16 protein-coding genes are annotated in these 15,744 nt (G+C 61.8%); 10 read left to right on the top strand and 6 right to left on the bottom strand.

The window, feature by feature from the left end:
- Nucleotides 1-191: 191 nt before the first annotated feature.
- Together ACODSZ_RS17125 and ACODSZ_RS17120 are read left to right on the top strand one after the other, a co-directional pair.
- The gene (locus ACODSZ_RS17125) at nt 192-1,967 is read left to right on the top strand and encodes an ABC transporter ATP-binding protein/permease (RefSeq protein ID WP_175344438.1); all 1,776 of its coding nucleotides are present in this window, start codon (nt 192-194) and stop codon (nt 1,965-1,967) included.
- Between the two features lie 129 nt (nt 1,968-2,096).
- The gene (locus ACODSZ_RS17120; protein ID WP_175344437.1) at nt 2,097-2,945 is read left to right on the top strand and encodes a D-amino acid aminotransferase; all 849 of its coding nucleotides are present in this window, start codon (nt 2,097-2,099) and stop codon (nt 2,943-2,945) included.
- 7 nt (nt 2,946-2,952) lie between these two features.
- Here the strand turns inward: ACODSZ_RS17120 and ACODSZ_RS17115 are convergent, their stop codons facing one another.
- Together ACODSZ_RS17115 and ACODSZ_RS17110 are read right to left on the bottom strand one after the other, a co-directional pair.
- On the bottom strand, nt 2,953-3,480 hold the full coding sequence (locus ACODSZ_RS17115; RefSeq protein WP_488928120.1) for a hypothetical protein: 528 nt from the start codon (nt 3,478-3,480) through the stop codon (nt 2,953-2,955).
- A 73-nt stretch (nt 3,481-3,553) separates the two neighbouring features.
- The gene (locus ACODSZ_RS17110) at nt 3,554-4,132 is read right to left on the bottom strand and encodes a ComF family protein (RefSeq protein WP_175344436.1); all 579 of its coding nucleotides are present in this window, start codon (nt 4,130-4,132) and stop codon (nt 3,554-3,556) included.
- Between the two features lie 259 nt (nt 4,133-4,391).
- Between ACODSZ_RS17110 and ACODSZ_RS17105 the strand changes: the two genes are divergently transcribed.
- Nucleotides 4,392-4,673, top strand: a complete 282-nt coding sequence (locus ACODSZ_RS17105) for an HP0495 family protein (protein WP_017452757.1) — start codon at nt 4,392-4,394, stop codon at nt 4,671-4,673.
- A gap of 65 nt (nt 4,674-4,738) precedes the next feature.
- Here ACODSZ_RS17105 and gcvA read toward each other — a convergent pair whose 3' ends face one another.
- Entirely contained in the window at nt 4,739-5,689 is a 951-nt protein-coding gene (gene gcvA / locus ACODSZ_RS17100) for a transcriptional regulator GcvA (RefSeq protein WP_488928119.1), read from the bottom strand.
- A 195-nt stretch (nt 5,690-5,884) separates the two neighbouring features.
- On the opposite strand from gcvA, the gene ACODSZ_RS17095 reads away from it, so the two are divergent.
- The 4 genes from ACODSZ_RS17095 (at nt 5,885) to ACODSZ_RS17080 (ending at nt 8,733) form a co-directional block, all read left to right on the top strand.
- Complete coding sequence (locus ACODSZ_RS17095) at nt 5,885-6,199, top strand: DUF2917 domain-containing protein (protein WP_241822570.1); 315 nt, start codon at nt 5,885-5,887, stop codon at nt 6,197-6,199.
- A 35-nt stretch (nt 6,200-6,234) separates the two neighbouring features.
- Nucleotides 6,235-6,927, top strand: a complete 693-nt coding sequence (lipB, locus tag ACODSZ_RS17090; protein ID WP_488928118.1) for a lipoyl(octanoyl) transferase LipB — start codon at nt 6,235-6,237, stop codon at nt 6,925-6,927.
- Nucleotides 6,928-6,967: 40 nt separating this feature from the next.
- Nucleotides 6,968-7,960, top strand: a complete 993-nt coding sequence (lipA, locus tag ACODSZ_RS17085; RefSeq protein WP_299534398.1) for a lipoyl synthase — start codon at nt 6,968-6,970, stop codon at nt 7,958-7,960.
- Between the two features lie 98 nt (nt 7,961-8,058).
- Nucleotides 8,059-8,733, top strand: coding sequence for a hypothetical protein (locus tag ACODSZ_RS17080; RefSeq protein WP_154135099.1), 675 nt, complete (start codon nt 8,059-8,061; stop codon nt 8,731-8,733).
- Here ACODSZ_RS17080 and ACODSZ_RS17075 read toward each other — a convergent pair.
- Nucleotides 8,641-9,138, bottom strand: coding sequence for a biosynthetic peptidoglycan transglycosylase (locus tag ACODSZ_RS17075; protein WP_488928149.1), 498 nt, complete (start codon nt 9,136-9,138; stop codon nt 8,641-8,643). The two genes, ACODSZ_RS17080 and ACODSZ_RS17075, sit on opposite strands and share 93 nt — an antisense overlap.
- A 494-nt stretch (nt 9,139-9,632) precedes the next feature.
- On the opposite strand from ACODSZ_RS17075, the gene ACODSZ_RS17070 reads away from it, so the two are divergent.
- Nucleotides 9,633-10,280, top strand: coding sequence for a Fic family protein (locus ACODSZ_RS17070; protein ID WP_488928117.1), 648 nt, complete (start codon nt 9,633-9,635; stop codon nt 10,278-10,280).
- Between the two features lie 6 nt (nt 10,281-10,286).
- On the opposite strand, the gene ACODSZ_RS17065 is transcribed toward ACODSZ_RS17070, so the two are convergent.
- Both ACODSZ_RS17065 and ACODSZ_RS17060 read right to left on the bottom strand, forming a co-directional pair.
- Nucleotides 10,287-11,705, bottom strand: coding sequence for a coniferyl aldehyde dehydrogenase (locus ACODSZ_RS17065; protein ID WP_488928116.1), 1,419 nt, complete (start codon nt 11,703-11,705; stop codon nt 10,287-10,289).
- A 33-nt stretch (nt 11,706-11,738) separates the two neighbouring features.
- Nucleotides 11,739-13,370, bottom strand: coding sequence for a GMC family oxidoreductase (locus ACODSZ_RS17060; protein WP_488928115.1), 1,632 nt, complete (start codon nt 13,368-13,370; stop codon nt 11,739-11,741).
- 235 nt (nt 13,371-13,605) lie between these two features.
- On the opposite strand from ACODSZ_RS17060, the gene ribA reads away from it, so the two are divergent.
- Both ribA and ACODSZ_RS17050 read left to right on the top strand, forming a co-directional pair.
- Entirely contained in the window at nt 13,606-14,292 is a 687-nt protein-coding gene (ribA, locus tag ACODSZ_RS17055) for a GTP cyclohydrolase II (RefSeq protein ID WP_008333841.1), read from the top strand.
- A 177-nt stretch (nt 14,293-14,469) separates the two neighbouring features.
- A complete protein-coding gene (locus tag ACODSZ_RS17050) occupies nt 14,470-15,636 on the top strand; it encodes a CobW family GTP-binding protein (protein ID WP_488928114.1) in 1,167 nt (388 codons plus the stop codon).
- Nucleotides 15,637-15,744 lie beyond the last annotated feature (108 nt).

Here is a 15,744-nt window from a genome sequence, read left to right as displayed (position 1 = left end):
GCCCGTGTCAGACAGGCAAGCCGGCAGGACAGGCGCGATGACCAGCGCGGTACACAGGATTCTCAGGCATGGTTGCGAGCATTCAGTTTCCGTGAATGCCGGCGGCAGGAGCATTTATCCTTCTTTAAGCCTGGTTTAAGTCTTTTGCGGCAAGCTGGGCAGCAAAGAGGACAACATCCACAGGATTCGCCATGATCGAACAAACACCTGCCCGCCAGGGTAGCCACGCCAATCGCGCCACCCGTGCCGAGATCTGGGGCCTCATCAAGCCCTACTGGGTCTCGGAAGAAAAATGGAAGGCATGGGCGCTGCTGCTGTCCATCCTGGCCCTGAACCTGGGCATGGTCTACATCAACGTGCGGCTCAATTCCTGGAACCGCGACATGTACAACGTGCTGCAGTCGCGCGATTACCCGCACTTCAAGTCGCTGTTGTGGCAGTTCTCGGGACTGGCCTTCATCTTCGTGGCCATCGCCATCTACAGCGTCTACCTCAAGCAGGCGCTGCAGATCCGCTGGCGCTACTGGATGAGTACGCGTTATCTCGATCGCTGGCTGGCACATCGCGCCTACTATCGCATCGAGCAGGGCCAGGAGGGCCGCCTCTCGGACAACCCCGACCAGCGCATCGCCGAGGACCTGCATGCGCTCACCAGCGACACGCTGTCACTGGTGCTGGGCTTCATCTCCAGCAGCGTCACCCTGTTCTCCTTCATCCATATCCTGTGGTCGGTAAGCGGGCCGCTCTCCTTCTCGGCCCTGGGGCAATCGTGGGTCATTCCCGGTTACATGGTCTGGTTCGTGATCGCCTATGCGGCCATCGGCTCGGGGGTGGTGTGGTGGATCGGTCGCCCGCTGGTGGGCCTGAGTTTCAATCAGGAACGCTTCGAGGCCAATTTCCGTTTTGGCCTGATCCGTGTGCGTGAACATGCGGAGGCCGTCGCCTTGTATCGCGGCGAGCCGCAGGAGCGCATGCAGCTCACGGCGCGGCTGGACGACATCCGCGCAAACTGGTGGAACATCATGCGCCTGACCAAGAAACTCAACGTGGCCGTCAATTTCTACGGGCAGTTTGCGGTGATCTTTCCCATGCTGGTGTCGGCACCGCGCTACTTCTCCGGGGCCATTTCGCTGGGGGTGCTCATGCAGATCAGCGATGCCTTCGGCCAGGTGCAGGATGCGCTGTCCTGGTTCATCAATGCCTTTACTACGCTGGCCGGATGGAAGGCCAGCATCAACCGGCTGGCGGGCTTCCATGCCGATATCGAACGCGCCGCCGGCATGCCGCGCACACTGGCCGTCACCCGGCATGGCGGCAGTGCGGTCACGCTGGATGGCGTGCAGCTGTCCTTCCCCGATGGCAGCCTGATGCTGCGTAGCCTCGATGCGCGGGTGGAGTCGGGCGAACACGTGCTCATCAGCGGTCCTTCAGGATGCGGCAAGTCCACGCTGATCCGCGCCCTGGCCGATATCTGGCCCTATGGAGAGGGCCGCATCGCACTGCCACAGGATGCACCGGCCATGTTCCTGCCCCAGCGCAGTTACCTGCCCATCGGTACGCTGCGCGCAGCCCTCTCGTATCCGGCCGCCGAGGGCAGTTTCGAGGATGCGCTCATCACGCGCTACCTGGGTTTGTGCCGTCTGGCGCATCTGGCCTCGCGACTCGATGTGGCGGCCAACTGGAGTCAGGCGCTGTCACCGGGCGAGCAGCAGCGGCTGGCCTTCGTGCGGGTGTTCCTGAATCGTCCGCGTCTGGTCTTCCTGGACGAGGCCAGCAGCGCCATGGATGGCGAGACCGAGGAAGCCCTCTATGCCGCCCTGCCACGCGAGTTGCCCGGCGTGACCGTGATCAGCATCGCGCACCGCGAGACGCTGGCACGTTTCCATGACGTGCGCTGGAAATTCGTGCCGCCGGCCGACGGCGAGGGCAGCGGACATCGGGTCCAGGCACTGCCGATAGCCGGATAAGGGCAGGGAGACCTTATACCGTTTTTGCATGGGCAGTCCGGAGCCTGCGTGACAGAATGAATTCATCGCGGCACCGTTGCCGCCTGCATGCTTCATCGACCCTCACTCACGACTACCGGAAAGCCCATCATGAACGATCCCATCGTCTATCTCAACGGCGAACTCACGCCCCTCTCCGAAGCCCGCGTACCGGTGCTCGATCGCGGCTTCATCTTTGGTGACGGCATCTACGAAGTCATCCCCATGTATCGCCGCAAGGCTTTCCGTGGCCAGCAACACCTGGCGCGCCTGTTCCGCAGCCTGGCCAGCATCGGTATTCCGAATCCGCATGACGAAGCCGGCTGGAACGGCCTCATCCACCAGGTGGTCGAGGCCAACGGCCTGGAGGACCAGATGATCTACATCCAGGTCACCCGGGGCGTGGCCAAGCGTGCGCATGCCTTCCCCAAGGACGTGGTGCCGACGGTGCTGATCATGACCAATCCGATGGCCCTGCCTCCGGCTGCGGCTATCGAGAAGGGCGTGGCCTGCGTGACCCTGGAAGATCGTCGCTGGCTGAACTGCCAGATCAAGTCCACCTCGCTGCTGGGCAACGTGCTGGCCGCGCAGTTCGCCGCCGAGCATCAGGTGACGGAGGCGATCCAGTTCCGCGATGGTTATCTGTCGGAGGCGTCGTCCTCCAACGTGTGGGTGGTCAAGGATGGCAAGATCTCGGCACCGCCCAAGGACAACCTGATCCTGGAAGGCATCCGCTATGGCCTGATGGAAGAGCTGTGCGCCGAGCAGGGTATCGCGCTGGCATCGCGCCGCATCACGCGGGAGGAAGTGCTGGCGGCTGACGAACTGATCATTTCCTCGGCCAGCAAGGAAGTGCTGCCGGTGGTGACGCTGGATGACAAGCCGGTCGGCAGCGGCCAGCCGGGGCCGGTGTTTGCCAAGGTGTATGCGGCGTATCAGGCGGCCAAGGCGCGGCTGTGAACAGGCCCTAGTGGGCGGCGTGCAATACGTCGCTCACATTCTGCGCGAACAGCGTGGATTGCTTTTCAGTGACATGCAGGGCAGGAAGCCGGCGTTCGAGGCCGAGCTTGTGCTGCGCTTGCAGACGCGCGGAGGCGCTCATGCACGACAGCAGGGCCTCGATCCTCTCCGCGCACTTGACTGCCAGGAATTGGCTGGGCGGGTCGATGAAGACCCAGGAGTACTTCTGGCGATTCAGCAGTTCGATCACGTTCCCGAGCGTGCCAGTACTTTTGGCGTCCCAGATCATCAGCCCGGAATCAGCGATGTCGGCCATGGCGATATCTTTGGCCGTGAAGAAGGCGCGCGTACCCGGGCGCAGCGTGGTATGGATGTGGTGCACGGGCCACTGGCCGATATTTTTGCGTGGTACCTGCCCGCTGCAGAAGACCGTCACGCGCCGGTAAGCCATCGCATGAAGGAAGTGCTGGATCGCCGTGTCGGCGCCGTCAGCATCGCCAACCACCACGTCGAACTCCTGGCGCACGATGTTCATGATCCTTTCCTGGACCTTGGGATGCAGATGTCGGATGCTGATAGAGCCAGCAATGAAAACGGTAGTCATGGGCTTACCTCCACGTCAGCGTTGCCACGAAAATGTCCCCGATTTTCTCATAGGCGCGCAGCGCATCGCATGCAGCATCGACCGAAGCACCACTATCGTACAAGTCGTCGAGCAGCAACGTGTCCCAGCGGCCTTCTCCGTGGATAAGGCGATTCAGGATCAGCGTATCGGTGAGCACAGCGTCCTTTTCGGCGCGCGTGCGCAAGTCTTTCAGAAGCGCTGCACCCTTGGCCTTGCTCAACAGCGCAAGCACGGGTTTGCCGACCAGATGTCCCAGCGCATGCGCGATGGCGGCGACCGGCTGCACGCGCCGGACATGCGATGAAGCCATTGGCACGATCAGGCCGAATGTCGGCAGCAAGGGCAGGATGTGGGATTGCACGGCCAGCGCCAGCGGCAGGACGTAGCGCTGCTGTTGCCGGTATTTCAGCTGATACAGGGCTTCTCCCACTTCGGTGCGCTGCGTGTGCCATTGGATGTGGCCCGCCGCGTTGTACCCGGTCGGGAGACTGTAGAGCGAGTGCTTGTCGAGGGCATACCCCCTCTCAAAGCGACCTTGGAGCATTTTGAGGTTGACTTGCATGGGACACCGCATCTTGTCGGGAAGACACAGAGTCTTGTGCGGCAGCGCATGCTCATCAATCGCGATAGTTGGAGATGTTGGAACAGATTGCTTGCGCGGACTTCCGGGCCGATGACGCTTTCTGCACGCCGCCGCGCCCGCATGGCGTAGAATGCAGGCATTCCCCACCCGAGTCCCCCCGCTTGAAGCCCGCAGGTTCATCCCCATCTGGGAGCATTGAATTCGGAGCGCCAGGCGGACAACGCCAAGGCGGTTTGCCATGACTATGCCCACTATTTCCCCTGAAGAATCCCTGATCGAGTATCCCAGCGACTTCCCCATCAAGGTGGTCGGGATCACCCATGACGCCTTCGCCGAGACCATCGTCGCCATGGTCATCGAGCATGATCCCGAGTTTCACGCGGGCAAGGTCGAGATGCGTCCTTCCACCCAGGGCAAGTACCTCTCGCTCACCCTGACCGTGCGCGCCACCAGCCGCACTCAGCTCGACAACATCTACCGCGCGCTCTCCACGCACGAGATGGTCAAGTTCGTGCTCTGAGCGCAACTGCATCCACGCGAAAACCGGCGCAGCCCGCAAGGCGCGCCGGTTTTTTCATGGCCGCATCACTTCTTGCGAGTTGACGTTTTCTGCACCGTGCCCGGCCATTCCGACTGCGCCTGGAATTGCCGCATCTCTTCAACGATCCATTTCCTGAAGGCCGCCACCCCCGGCTTCTCCAGCCCCTCCGGCAGGTGCACCAGGTAGTGTGCCTCCTCGCACAGCTGCGCCACGTCGAACAGCCGCACCAGCGTGCCGCTGGCGATCTCCTGCCAGGCAATCGTATGGCGTGACAGCGCCACCCCCTTGCCCTCCACGGCATGGCGCAGCGTCAGCGAAGAATCCTCCACCACCAGCGTGCCGCGCGGCTCGGGCAGGTCCAGCCCGGCCAGGGTCAGCCACGGCTGCCAGGATTCGCGCGTGTCCATGCGCAGCAGCGTGCAGTGCGCCAGGTCGGCGGGGCGCACGAGCTTCTTGTTCTGCTTGCCGCGATAGCCGGGCGCGGCCACCGGATAGTAGTAATCGTCACTCAACTTTTCGGTGACCACGCCGCTGTACTGCCCGCGCCCGAAGCGGATGCCGATGTCCACCCCGTCCAGCCGCAGGTCGGCCAGGTGGCTGCCCGATTGCAGCACCACCTCGATTTCCGGATGGGCATCGATGAACTTCCACAGGCGCGGTGCCAGCCAGCGTGAAGCGAAGGAGGGGGTGGCCGAGATCACCAGCCGCTGCTGGCGCGTCAGGCTGCGCAGGTGGTCGGCCGCTTGCGCGATCTCGCCCAGGGCCTTGCGGATGGTGGCGGCGAAGCGTTCGCCGGTCTCGGTGATGGAAATGCGCTTGCCATGGCGATGGAACAGCTGCAGGCCCAGGTCTTCCTCCAGCGCGCGCACCTGGTGGCTGATGGCGCCGGGCGTGACGTGCACTTCTTCGGCCGCACGCGAGAAGCAGCCATGGCGGGCGGCCGCATCAAAGGCGCGCAGGGCGGCCAGGTTGGGGAGCTTGCGCAAATCGGCCATGACGGCTCCTTGTGAATTCAATTAGCAAGGAGAACCAATATATATCGTTTTGCCGCGCTTGCGGGCTTTCCTACAATGATGACTCATCACACATCATTCCAGGCATTTCCCGCTTGCAGCCGCACCCTCCCGGGCATCGCGGCAGGGACGCGGCTTGCCTGGCGAATCAGAGAGTCGAGCAAAGGAGCCAGCGCCATGACAATTTCATTCACAGATTCAAGCCTCCCGGGCCAGTTGCAGGAAGGCCAGGTACAGACCCGTCGCCTGCAGGGCGGCGTGCGCATCCGTGTGAACTCCGGACTGGTGTGGCTGACCATTGCCGGCTGCCGCGAGGATATCTGGCTCAAGGCGGGCCGCTGCTTTGATTTTCACGGGCGCGGCGAGGCCATCTTCGAAGCCGTCAACGGTGCGGCCGAATTCACGGTCACTCCCTTGCCTCCCAAGGGGTGCAGCGACGATACGGTACGTATTGCCAAGCTCCTGCCGCACGGCCTGATCCGCTGGTTCTGATACGGGCAAAGAGGAAATTCGCTACACTGGCGGGCATGCAAACTGCACTGCCCACCGCCAGCACACCCGTGGCTGGCGCCCGCCGGCCCGAGATCGTCCGGCGCGGCGTCGAGCCTTACGAGGCCAGCTTCGCCGCCATGCGCGCCTATACCGATGCGCGCACCCCCGAGACCCCCGACCAGCTCTGGATCGTCGAGCATCCCCCTGTCTACACGCTGGGTTTGGGCGCTGACCGCGCCCATGTGTTGAATCCGCACGACATCCCCATTGTCCAGACCGACCGCGGCGGCGAGGTCACTTACCACGGCCCCGGCCAGGTGGTGATCTACCTGCTGATGGACCTGCGCCGCAACCGCAGCGGGGCGCGCCTGTTCGCGCGCGAATTCGTGCACAACATCGAAGAGGCGGTGATCGCCACGCTGGCGGCGTATAATCTGGCCGGTGTACGCAAGGAGGGGGCGCCCGGCATTTACGCCGCCGACGGCCCCTGGCAGGGCGCCAAGGTGGCCGCGCTGGGCTTGAAGATACGGGGCAACGGCTGCACCTACCATGGTGTCTCGCTCAATGTGGCGATGGACCTGGCACCGTTTTCCTGGATCAACCCCTGCGGCTACGAGGGCCTGGCCACCGTGGACATGCAGACCCTCGGGGCTGCCAACGCCCGGCTGGACGCTGTCCAGGACTTGCTTGCCGACCAACTGATCGCCCGCTTCGCGGGCATGGCTTGAGCCCCACGCGCCGCGTGCGCCCGGGGCCGGAACGACCGACATGACTACCGAACTCACTCCCGCAGCAGATTCTTCCTCCAATGCCACCGGCTCGGCGCGCGCCAATCCGCTGGACAAGCAGAAGGGCGCCGGCAAGACCGCCTGGATCCCGATCAAGGTGGTCGCCGCCGAAAAGCTGAAGAAGCCGGACTGGATTCGCGTCAAGGCCGGGTCGCCGACCACCCGCTTCTACGAGATCAAGGACATCCTGCGCGCCAACAACCTGGTGACGGTCTGTGAGGAAGCCTCCTGTCCCAACATCGGCGAGTGCTTCGGCAAGGGCACGGCGACCTTCATGATCATGGGCGACAAGTGCACCCGCCGCTGCCCCTTCTGCGACGTCGGCCACGGCCGCCCCGATCCGCTGGACCCCAACGAGCCGGAAAACCTGGCCAAGACCATCGCCCAGCTGCGCCTGTCCTACGTGGTCATCACCAGCGTGGACCGCGACGACCTGCGCGATGGCGGCGCCGCCCACTTCGCGGCCTGCATCCAGCGTGTGCGTGAACTGTCGCCCGAGACCCGCATCGAGATCCTGACCCCGGACTTCCGCGGCCGCATGGACCGCGCGCTGGAAATCCTCAAGATGGCCCCGCCGGACGTCATGAACCACAACCTCGAAACCGCACCGCGCCTCTACAAGGAAGCGCGTCCGGGTTCGGATTACGACTATTCGCTGAGCCTGTTGAAGCGCTTCAAGGACCTGCATCCGGAAGTACCGACCAAGTCCGGCATCATGGTGGGCCTGGGCGAAACCGACGAGGAAGTGCTGCAGGTCATGCGCGACATGCGCGCGCACAACGTCGACATGCTCACCATCGGCCAGTACCTCATGCCCAGCGGCGACCACCTGCCGGTGCGCCGCTACGTGCACCCCGACACCTTCAAGATGTACGAGGAAGAGGCCTACAAGATGGGCTTCGTGCATGCCGCCGTGGGCGCGATGGTGCGCTCGAGCTACCATGCGGATCAGCAGGCGCACGGGTTGGTCTAATTTTCTTGAAGAACAGGCACGCTGTTCAGATCCAGCGGTGTGCTTAGTTTTGCCATTGCAGCAGTCGTGCTCCAATATTTAAGAGATGCGATAAGGCTATGCTCACCTCGTTAATACCAGTGGTAGCGGGATTTATTCTCAGCGGGCTAATTGGGAACCGCCTGCTGCAACATTGGCAGAACCGTAACTGGATCTCGCAACAGCGTTTCAATGGCAACGAAAAAGAATATGCTGCGCTGAAAGAATTAATAGACGAGATCGCTCAGCTCCTCGGCGAACGGATCTATCTCAGTCAAAGAGTTCTTTTGTCTATTGCCGAAGATCCCGACGAGAAACTCGAATCCAAACTTATGGATTACGATGACATCATCAAGCGCTGGAATATTCGCCTTACGTCGTTTTATGTACGACTTTCCCTTTTGATGGGCGAAGGTGAAGCGAATAAATTGGAAAGTAGTATCCAAAATTCGCTGAAAAAGTTGTCTGACCTGATTTCGGATCTACTAAAAAAACGATCAGAAAGTAAGGAGGTTCTGGCCAAAGAGGCGCGCGCAGCGCTTAAGTCATCCTATGCTCTTCAAGCTAAAGCTACGAACTTTAATAAGCATTTATTATGCGTCGCGCTTGACCGAAAAAAGGTTTTGTACGAAGGAGAAGCAATTCCCTTTACCCAAGCAAATCTACACAGGTTTTCTACTTGGTTTCTTTTCAAGGCGCTGTTTAGTCGAAATATAAATTCGCTGACCGTAATCCGCTCGACGTTGAATTCTTAAGTTCCAGCTTTCGGTAGGTCTTAGCGGACGAGGATATACGAGCATCGCTGCAATGGTAGATGCCTCCTGCAGATTCAGATCCGCTGCTGGTTTATTGAACATCCTCAAGGATGCCGACTGTACTCCACGCAAATGTGAGCCAAGAAAGGCACAGCCCAAATAAGATCGCAGGATAACTATTTTGCTGTATCTGATTTGGATGAGACTGGCGAGAAAAATCTCATAGATTTTTCTTTTAATGGTCCGCTCACGGTAGCCAGTTACTGTTCGTACGAACTGCATGTCGATTGTGCTAGCGCCACCGTGGCGTTTTCCTAAGCACGCTTTTAAGGTTTCTCTACATACAGACTTTAGATCTACTCCACCGTGTTTAAAAAATCGCCGGTCCTCAAGTATCAACACCATTTGTTCGACAGCTGATAGTTGCTCTGCACCGTAGATGCAAAATCGATCGATTGATCTCTCGATTTGTAAGAGATCAGTATGCACACGTAGCAAAAACTCTCGTAAAGAGAAGAGCCTCCATCTGGGTTTGTTATCGATAACGCTCATCTCTGTTCTCTCTGCTTTAATAGATTTGGTTTGAAAAAATTTTGTGCTAAGCCGAAATTGACTAGCGTGAATTTAATATAGTTTGCTAGTCCTCTAATTTCGAGTTTATCTCGGTGACGTGCAACTTAGGATTTCAGCCTTGACTAGGCTATCCCATTTTTCTAATGGCATTTCAATAGAGGAAGTTGCTAGAGAAAAGGTGCGATGTGCTTTTCAGTAACTGCCGAACGCGGAAAACACCGATGGGGAAAACTTTGGATTTGCTGATAAGAATCGATGCCTCACGCGCGAAGCTCCCTAACGCCAGCCTTATCCCACGATACACTGCCGCAGCAGTTCGAACTAAGTTGGCCTTAGATTGGATTCACCATTCCAATGCGTTAAGCGGCAACACGCTGACCCTGCGCGAAACCAAGGTAGTGCTGGAAGGCATCACCGTCGGTGGCAAGTCGCTGCGCGAGCACTTCGAGGCCATCAATCACCGCGATGCCATCTTCTTCGTCGAGCAGCTCGTGGCCGGCTGCGAGCCCCTGAGCGAAGCGCACATCAAGGACATCCACAGTCTCGTGCTCAAGGGGATCGATGCCGATGAAGCCGGCCGCTATCACCGCGAGAACGTGGTCATCGCCGGCGCCAGCACCACCCCGCCCGATTTCCTGCATCTCAACGATGAAATGCGCGCCTTGCTGGCGTGGTATCAGCAGGCCGGCAGCCTGCATGCGGTCGAACGTGCAGCGCAACTGCATACGCGCTTCGTGAAGATCCATCCCTTCATCGATGGCAATGGCCGCACTGGTCGCCTGCTGTTGAATCTGGAACTGATGAAATCCGGCTATCCCCCGGCGGTCATCCGCAAGGAAGATCGCCTGGCGTATTACGACGCCCTCGATGAAGCCTGCGTCAGCGGCGACCATGCGGCCATCACCACCCTTGTGGCAGAGAGCGTGCAGCGTTCGCTGCGCTTGTACCTGGATCTGCTGCCGGCGCCCGGATGAGCGGCATCAGCTCAATCGCCTGATCAACCCCATCACCCATTCAAACGTTTTTCCATAAGGCGGATGCAAGAGCGTCCCGCCGTTCCAACGCGCCTGCCGGAACACCGGCTTGCGCTTGCTGAAGGTATCGAAGCCCCAGCGTCCGTGATACGCCCCCATGCCGCTTTCGCCGACACCGCCAAAGGGCTGCTCCTCCTGCACCAGGTGCCACAGGCAATCATTGATGGTCACGCCGCCCGCATGGGTCTGCCGCAGCACCTGCTCGCGCCGTACCGCATCCTCGCCGAACCAGTACAGCGCCAGCGGACGCGGACCTTGTCGCACATGGGCGATGGCCTGCTCGGGCGTGTCGTATTCCAGGATGGGCAGGACCGGCCCGAAGATCTCTTCCTGCAGCACCCGCATCGCCGGGCTCGCGCCCAGGATCAGCGTGGGCATCAGCTTGCGGCTCTGCTCCAGGTCTTCCCCCGCGGGGTTGACTTCGATCACCCGTGCACCCCGCGTGCGGGCGTCCTCCACCAGCGCCTGCAAGCGCGCACGATGGCGCGGGCTGATGATGGCGGTGTAGTCCGGGTTGTCGTGCAGACGCGGATACAGCCGGCCCATGGCTGCGACCAGTTGCTGCGCTACGCTGGCCGCCTGACCACGCGGCACCAGCAGGTAGTCCGGGGCCACGCAGGTCTGCCCGGCATTGAGCAGCTTGCCGAAGGCGATGCGTTGCAGGCTGCTCGTCATGCGGCACGAGACATCGAGAATGGCCGGTGATTTGCCGCCCAGTTCCAGCGTGACCGGCGTGAGATTGGCCGCCGCCAGTTGCGCGATCTGCCGCCCGACCTGGGTCGATCCGGTAAAGAACAGATGATCGAACGGCAGTGAAGCAAAGGCTTGTCCGATGCCGGCGTCCCCGGTGACCACGGCCATTTCCTCCGGGGCGTAATACCGCGCTACCAGCTCGGCCAGCAGGGCAGAGAGGCGCGGTGTCAGTTCCGAGGGTTTGAGCAGTACCCGGTTGCCCGCCGCCAAGGCCGCCAGCGCCGGACCCAGCGCCAGTTGCAGCGGATAGTTCCACGGCGAGATGATGCCCACCACACCCAGTGGCTGCGCCAGCAGGCGATTGCTGCCGGGCAGGAAGTGCAGGGCGGTGGCCACCCGTTGCGGTCGCATCCAGCGCTTCAGGTGCGATTGCGCATGGCGGATCCCGGCGCGCAGAACGAAGAGTTCAGCCATGCGCGTCTCATGATGCGAACGGCCACCGAAGTCGGCATCGATGGCGGCGATGAGGGCGGTCTCATGCTCGTCCATCAGCGCCAGCAGACGAGCCAGCCGGTCCATGCGCAGCGCATGGGAGGGATCGCCGTGGGCGGTGAACGCTTGTTGCTGCGCGGTGAAAAGCTGCTGCAATTCTGCAGCGGTGGTATCGGTCATTGATTCATCCTTGCATTGCATTATCGAGCGATGTCAGGCCGCTTCGGCATGCGCCTGGCTGGCGCGGATCATGTCGGCTGCCTTCTCGGCAATCATGATGGTGGGTGCATTGGTGTTGCCGCTCACCAGCGTGGGCATCACCGAGGCGTCGACCACGCGCAGACCGTGCAGGCCATGCACGCGCAATTGCGCATCGACCACCGCCATCGGGTCCGCACCCATGCGGCAAGTGCCTACGGGATGATAGATGGTGTCGGCGCGCCGACGGATCATGGCTTCCCATGCCGCCTCATCCATGCCCTCCCGGCCACCGAACAGTTCACGCCGGCAGTAGCGGCGCAGCGGTTCGGTCATGACAATGTCGCGCGCGATGCGGGCGCCCTCGATCATGGACGGCAGGTCGCGCGGGTCGGAGAGATAGCCCGCATCGATGAGCGGATCGGCCATCGCATCGGCCGATTGCAGGCCCACACGCCCGCGCGAATGCGGGCGCAGCAGGCACATGTGCAGGGAGAAGCCATAACCGGCATGCAGCTTTCTTGCATGGTCATCGACGATGGCGATGCAAAAATGCAGCTGGATGTCGGGGCGATCCAGTCCGGTCCGCGTCTTGAGGAAGGCCGCGCCCTCGGCAAAGGGGGTGGCGATGAGGCCCTCGCCATGGCGCTTCCAGGGCAGTAGCTGGCCCAAGAGGCGCAGGCCGCCGACCACGCCCAGGCCGAAGTTGTCGGTGTCGCGGGTGGTCCACCCTTGCGTGAAATCGAGGTGATCCTGCAGGTTCTGCCCCACGCCGGGCAGGGCGTGATGCAGGGCGATGCCATGCGGCAGGATGTCCTCGGGCCGGCCCACGCCTGACAGTTGCAGCAATTGCGGCGAGCCGAAGGCCCCGGCGGCGAGGATGACTTCACGCGTGGCGCGCACCTGCGCATCCTGCTGCTGCTGGCGATAGGCCACGCCCACCGCGCGCTTGCCCTCGAACAACACACGTTGCGCGCGCACCTGGCGCAGCACGCTCAGGTTGGGCCGTTGCCCCATCACCGGATGCAGGTAGGCCGCCGCCGCCGAGCAGCGCTCGCCACGATGAGCGGGCGTGTGGAATTGCGTCACCTGGTACAGGCCCACGCCTTCGTTGTCGCCGGTATTGAAGTCAGTGCACAGCGGATAGCCGCGCGCCTGCGCCGCCTCGATGAAGGCGCGCGTGATGGGGCGCGGGCGATTCTGTTCCGAGACTTGCAACGGGCCGCTGTCCCCGTGCCAGGCATCGGCTCCGCGTATATTGTTTTCGGATCGCTTGAAATAGGGCAGCACCGACTCCCAGTCCCAGCCAGGGCAGCCGGCCTGGGCCCAGCCATCGTAATCCTGGCGCTGTCCGCGGATGTAGAGCATGGCGTTGATGGCCGAGGAGCCGCCCAGGGCGCGACCGCGCGGCTGGTAGCCACGGCGGCCGTTCAGGCCCGGCTGGGGCGTGGTCTGCAAGGCCCAGTTGTTGAGCTTGCCATAGCCGGGCAGCATGGCCACCACGGCCGCCGGGGTGCGCACCAAGAGGCTGTCGCCCTGGCCGCCGGCTTCCAGCAGGCAGACCGTGACGCCTGGATCTTCCGACAGGCGCGCGGCCAGTGTGGCACCCGCCGAGCCGCCACCGACGATGACGTAATCGAACAGCACGGTTGTCTCCCTTTTTTATCGTTGACCGGCTTTCAAGGGGATGCCGCCCTTGGGGCTGGCACCGTGTCCGGTGTGTCCCGGACTGGCTGGCATTATGAACCGGCAGGCAGCGTCTGTTCAAATTGCCTGCACGAATCGGACAATTGCCTTCACCGCAGCGGCCGCCGCGCTGAAATAAACCCGTGCGCAAGGTAAGATACGCGGTTCTGAGCATTCGATTCGAAAGCAGGTTGTCATGTCCTCACCGATCGCACCGGCCGCAGCCGCGCCGGAAGAAAAACTGGTTTTCGTCAGTTCGTGCAAGTTGCCCATGCCCTGGGCGACCTTCGAACTGCACGCCTTCTACGATGAAATTTCCGGCAAGGAACATCTGGCCCTGACCCTGGGCGAGGTCGGCAATGGTGAACCGGTCCTGGGTCGCGTGCACTCCGAGTGCCTGACTGGCGACGCCCTGTTCTCCCAGCGCTGCGATTGCGGCGCCCAGCTCGAAGCGGCCCTCAAGAAGATCGCCAAGGAAGGTCGTGGCGTACTGTTCTACCTGCGCCAGGAAGGGCGCGGCATCGGCCTGTTGAACAAGATCCGCGCCTACCACCTGCAAGACCAGGGGGCCGATACCGTCGAAGCCAATGAGCGCCTGGGCTTCCCCGCCGACATGCGGCGCTACACCATCGTGCTGCCCATGCTGGCGCACCTGAAGATCACCAGCCTGCGCCTGATGACCAACAACCCGCGCAAGGTCAAGGCGCTGGAAGACAGCGGCATTACGGTAGCCGAGCGCATTGCGTTGATCGCCAACCACAATCCCTTCAACATCGGCTACCTGGGCACCAAGGCGCGCAAGCTGGGCCACCTGCTGCCGGGGCTGGCCAAAACCGAAGAAAAGCCTGAAAAGGTGCCGCTGGACGCGCATGACAACGAGTAGATCAGCGTAGCTGTAAAACCAGGTAAAGACCGCGATCCCCGCCGGGCGCGGCTCACCGGCAGGACGGACCCTCGCGGTCCGTCTTTTTTTTGCCCGGCCGAAGCAGCCGGCTTGACGCATCGGGTAGCATGGCGGCTCGGTCGTCTATTTTGGTCCCTACTCATCCCGTTTCCCGCCATGAATCCATCCGTCCCCGCCGCCGCTGCGCCGATTCCCGTTTCCCTGCTGACCGGTTTTCTCGGCAGCGGCAAGACCACGCTGCTGAACCACCTCATCACCCAGCCGGAGATGAAGAACACCCTGGTCATCATCAACGAGTTCGGCGAGATTGGCCTGGATCACCTGCTGGTGGCCCACAGCCAGGAAGAGACCATCGTCGAGATGAGCAGCGGCTGCCTGTGTTGCACCATCCGTGGCGATCTCAAGAAAACCCTCAAGGACATCACCTGGCGCTTCGCCGAGGGCGGCGAGCGCAAGTTCGACCGCGTGGTCATCGAGACCACCGGCCTGGCCTCGCCCACCCCCATCCTGCATACCCTGATGACCGACGCCTTCATCTCGGCGCGCTATCGCCTCGATGGCGTGATCGTGACCGTCGATGCGGTCAATGGCATGGCGACCCTGGACAACCATCCGGAAGCCATCCAGCAGGCCGCCGTCGCCGACCGCCTGCTGCTGACCAAGACCGATCTGGTCGATGCCACCACGCTGTCGGCCCTGCAGGCGCGCCTGCGCACGCTCAATCCGGGCGCGCGCCAGTTGCAGCCGCAGGTCGGCCAGATCGCCGCTGCCGAGTTGCTCGATGCGGGCCTGTTCAAGCCAGGCGAGAAGATGCCGGACGTGGCCCGCTGGCTCAACGAGGAAGCCTTTGCCGAGCAGCAGGCGCATGCGCATCATCATCATGACCACGGCCATGCACACGGTCATCACGATCACCATGATCATCATGGCCATGACCACGACGATCATGCCCATGACGTCAACCGTCACGATGACCACATCCGCGCCTTCTGCTTTACCTTCGACGAACCCATCGACCCGGTGCTCTTCGATGAGTGGCTGAGCCTGCTGGTTGGCTTCAAGGGCCCCAACATCCTGCGCATCAAGGGCATCCTCAATCTCAAGGGAGAGGACAAGCCGACCGTGATCCACGGCGTGCAGCACATCTTCCACCCCACCGCCACGCTGCCGCAATGGCCTTCGGAGGACCGCCGCAGCCGCATCGTCTTCATCACCCGCGATGTCGAGCGCGCCACCATCGAACGCTCCTTCGATGCCTTCATGCAGGCCCAGGCCATCGAACGTGCGGCACGCGAGCAGCGCCCGTCACCATCGGTATATTGAGCCGGAGCACATTCGACAAATGCGTTTGTTCCCGTGTGGCAATATGCGAGTAGCGTGCTGCGGGGTGGGTCCGATTAAAAATAAATGCGCTTTGACCGATAACGAGGG

The sequence above is a fragment of the Herbaspirillum sp. FG34 genome, assembly GCF_057809315.1.
Note: the sequence above shows the minus strand (reverse complement) of the source record. Positions and strands in the feature narration are given on the sequence as shown.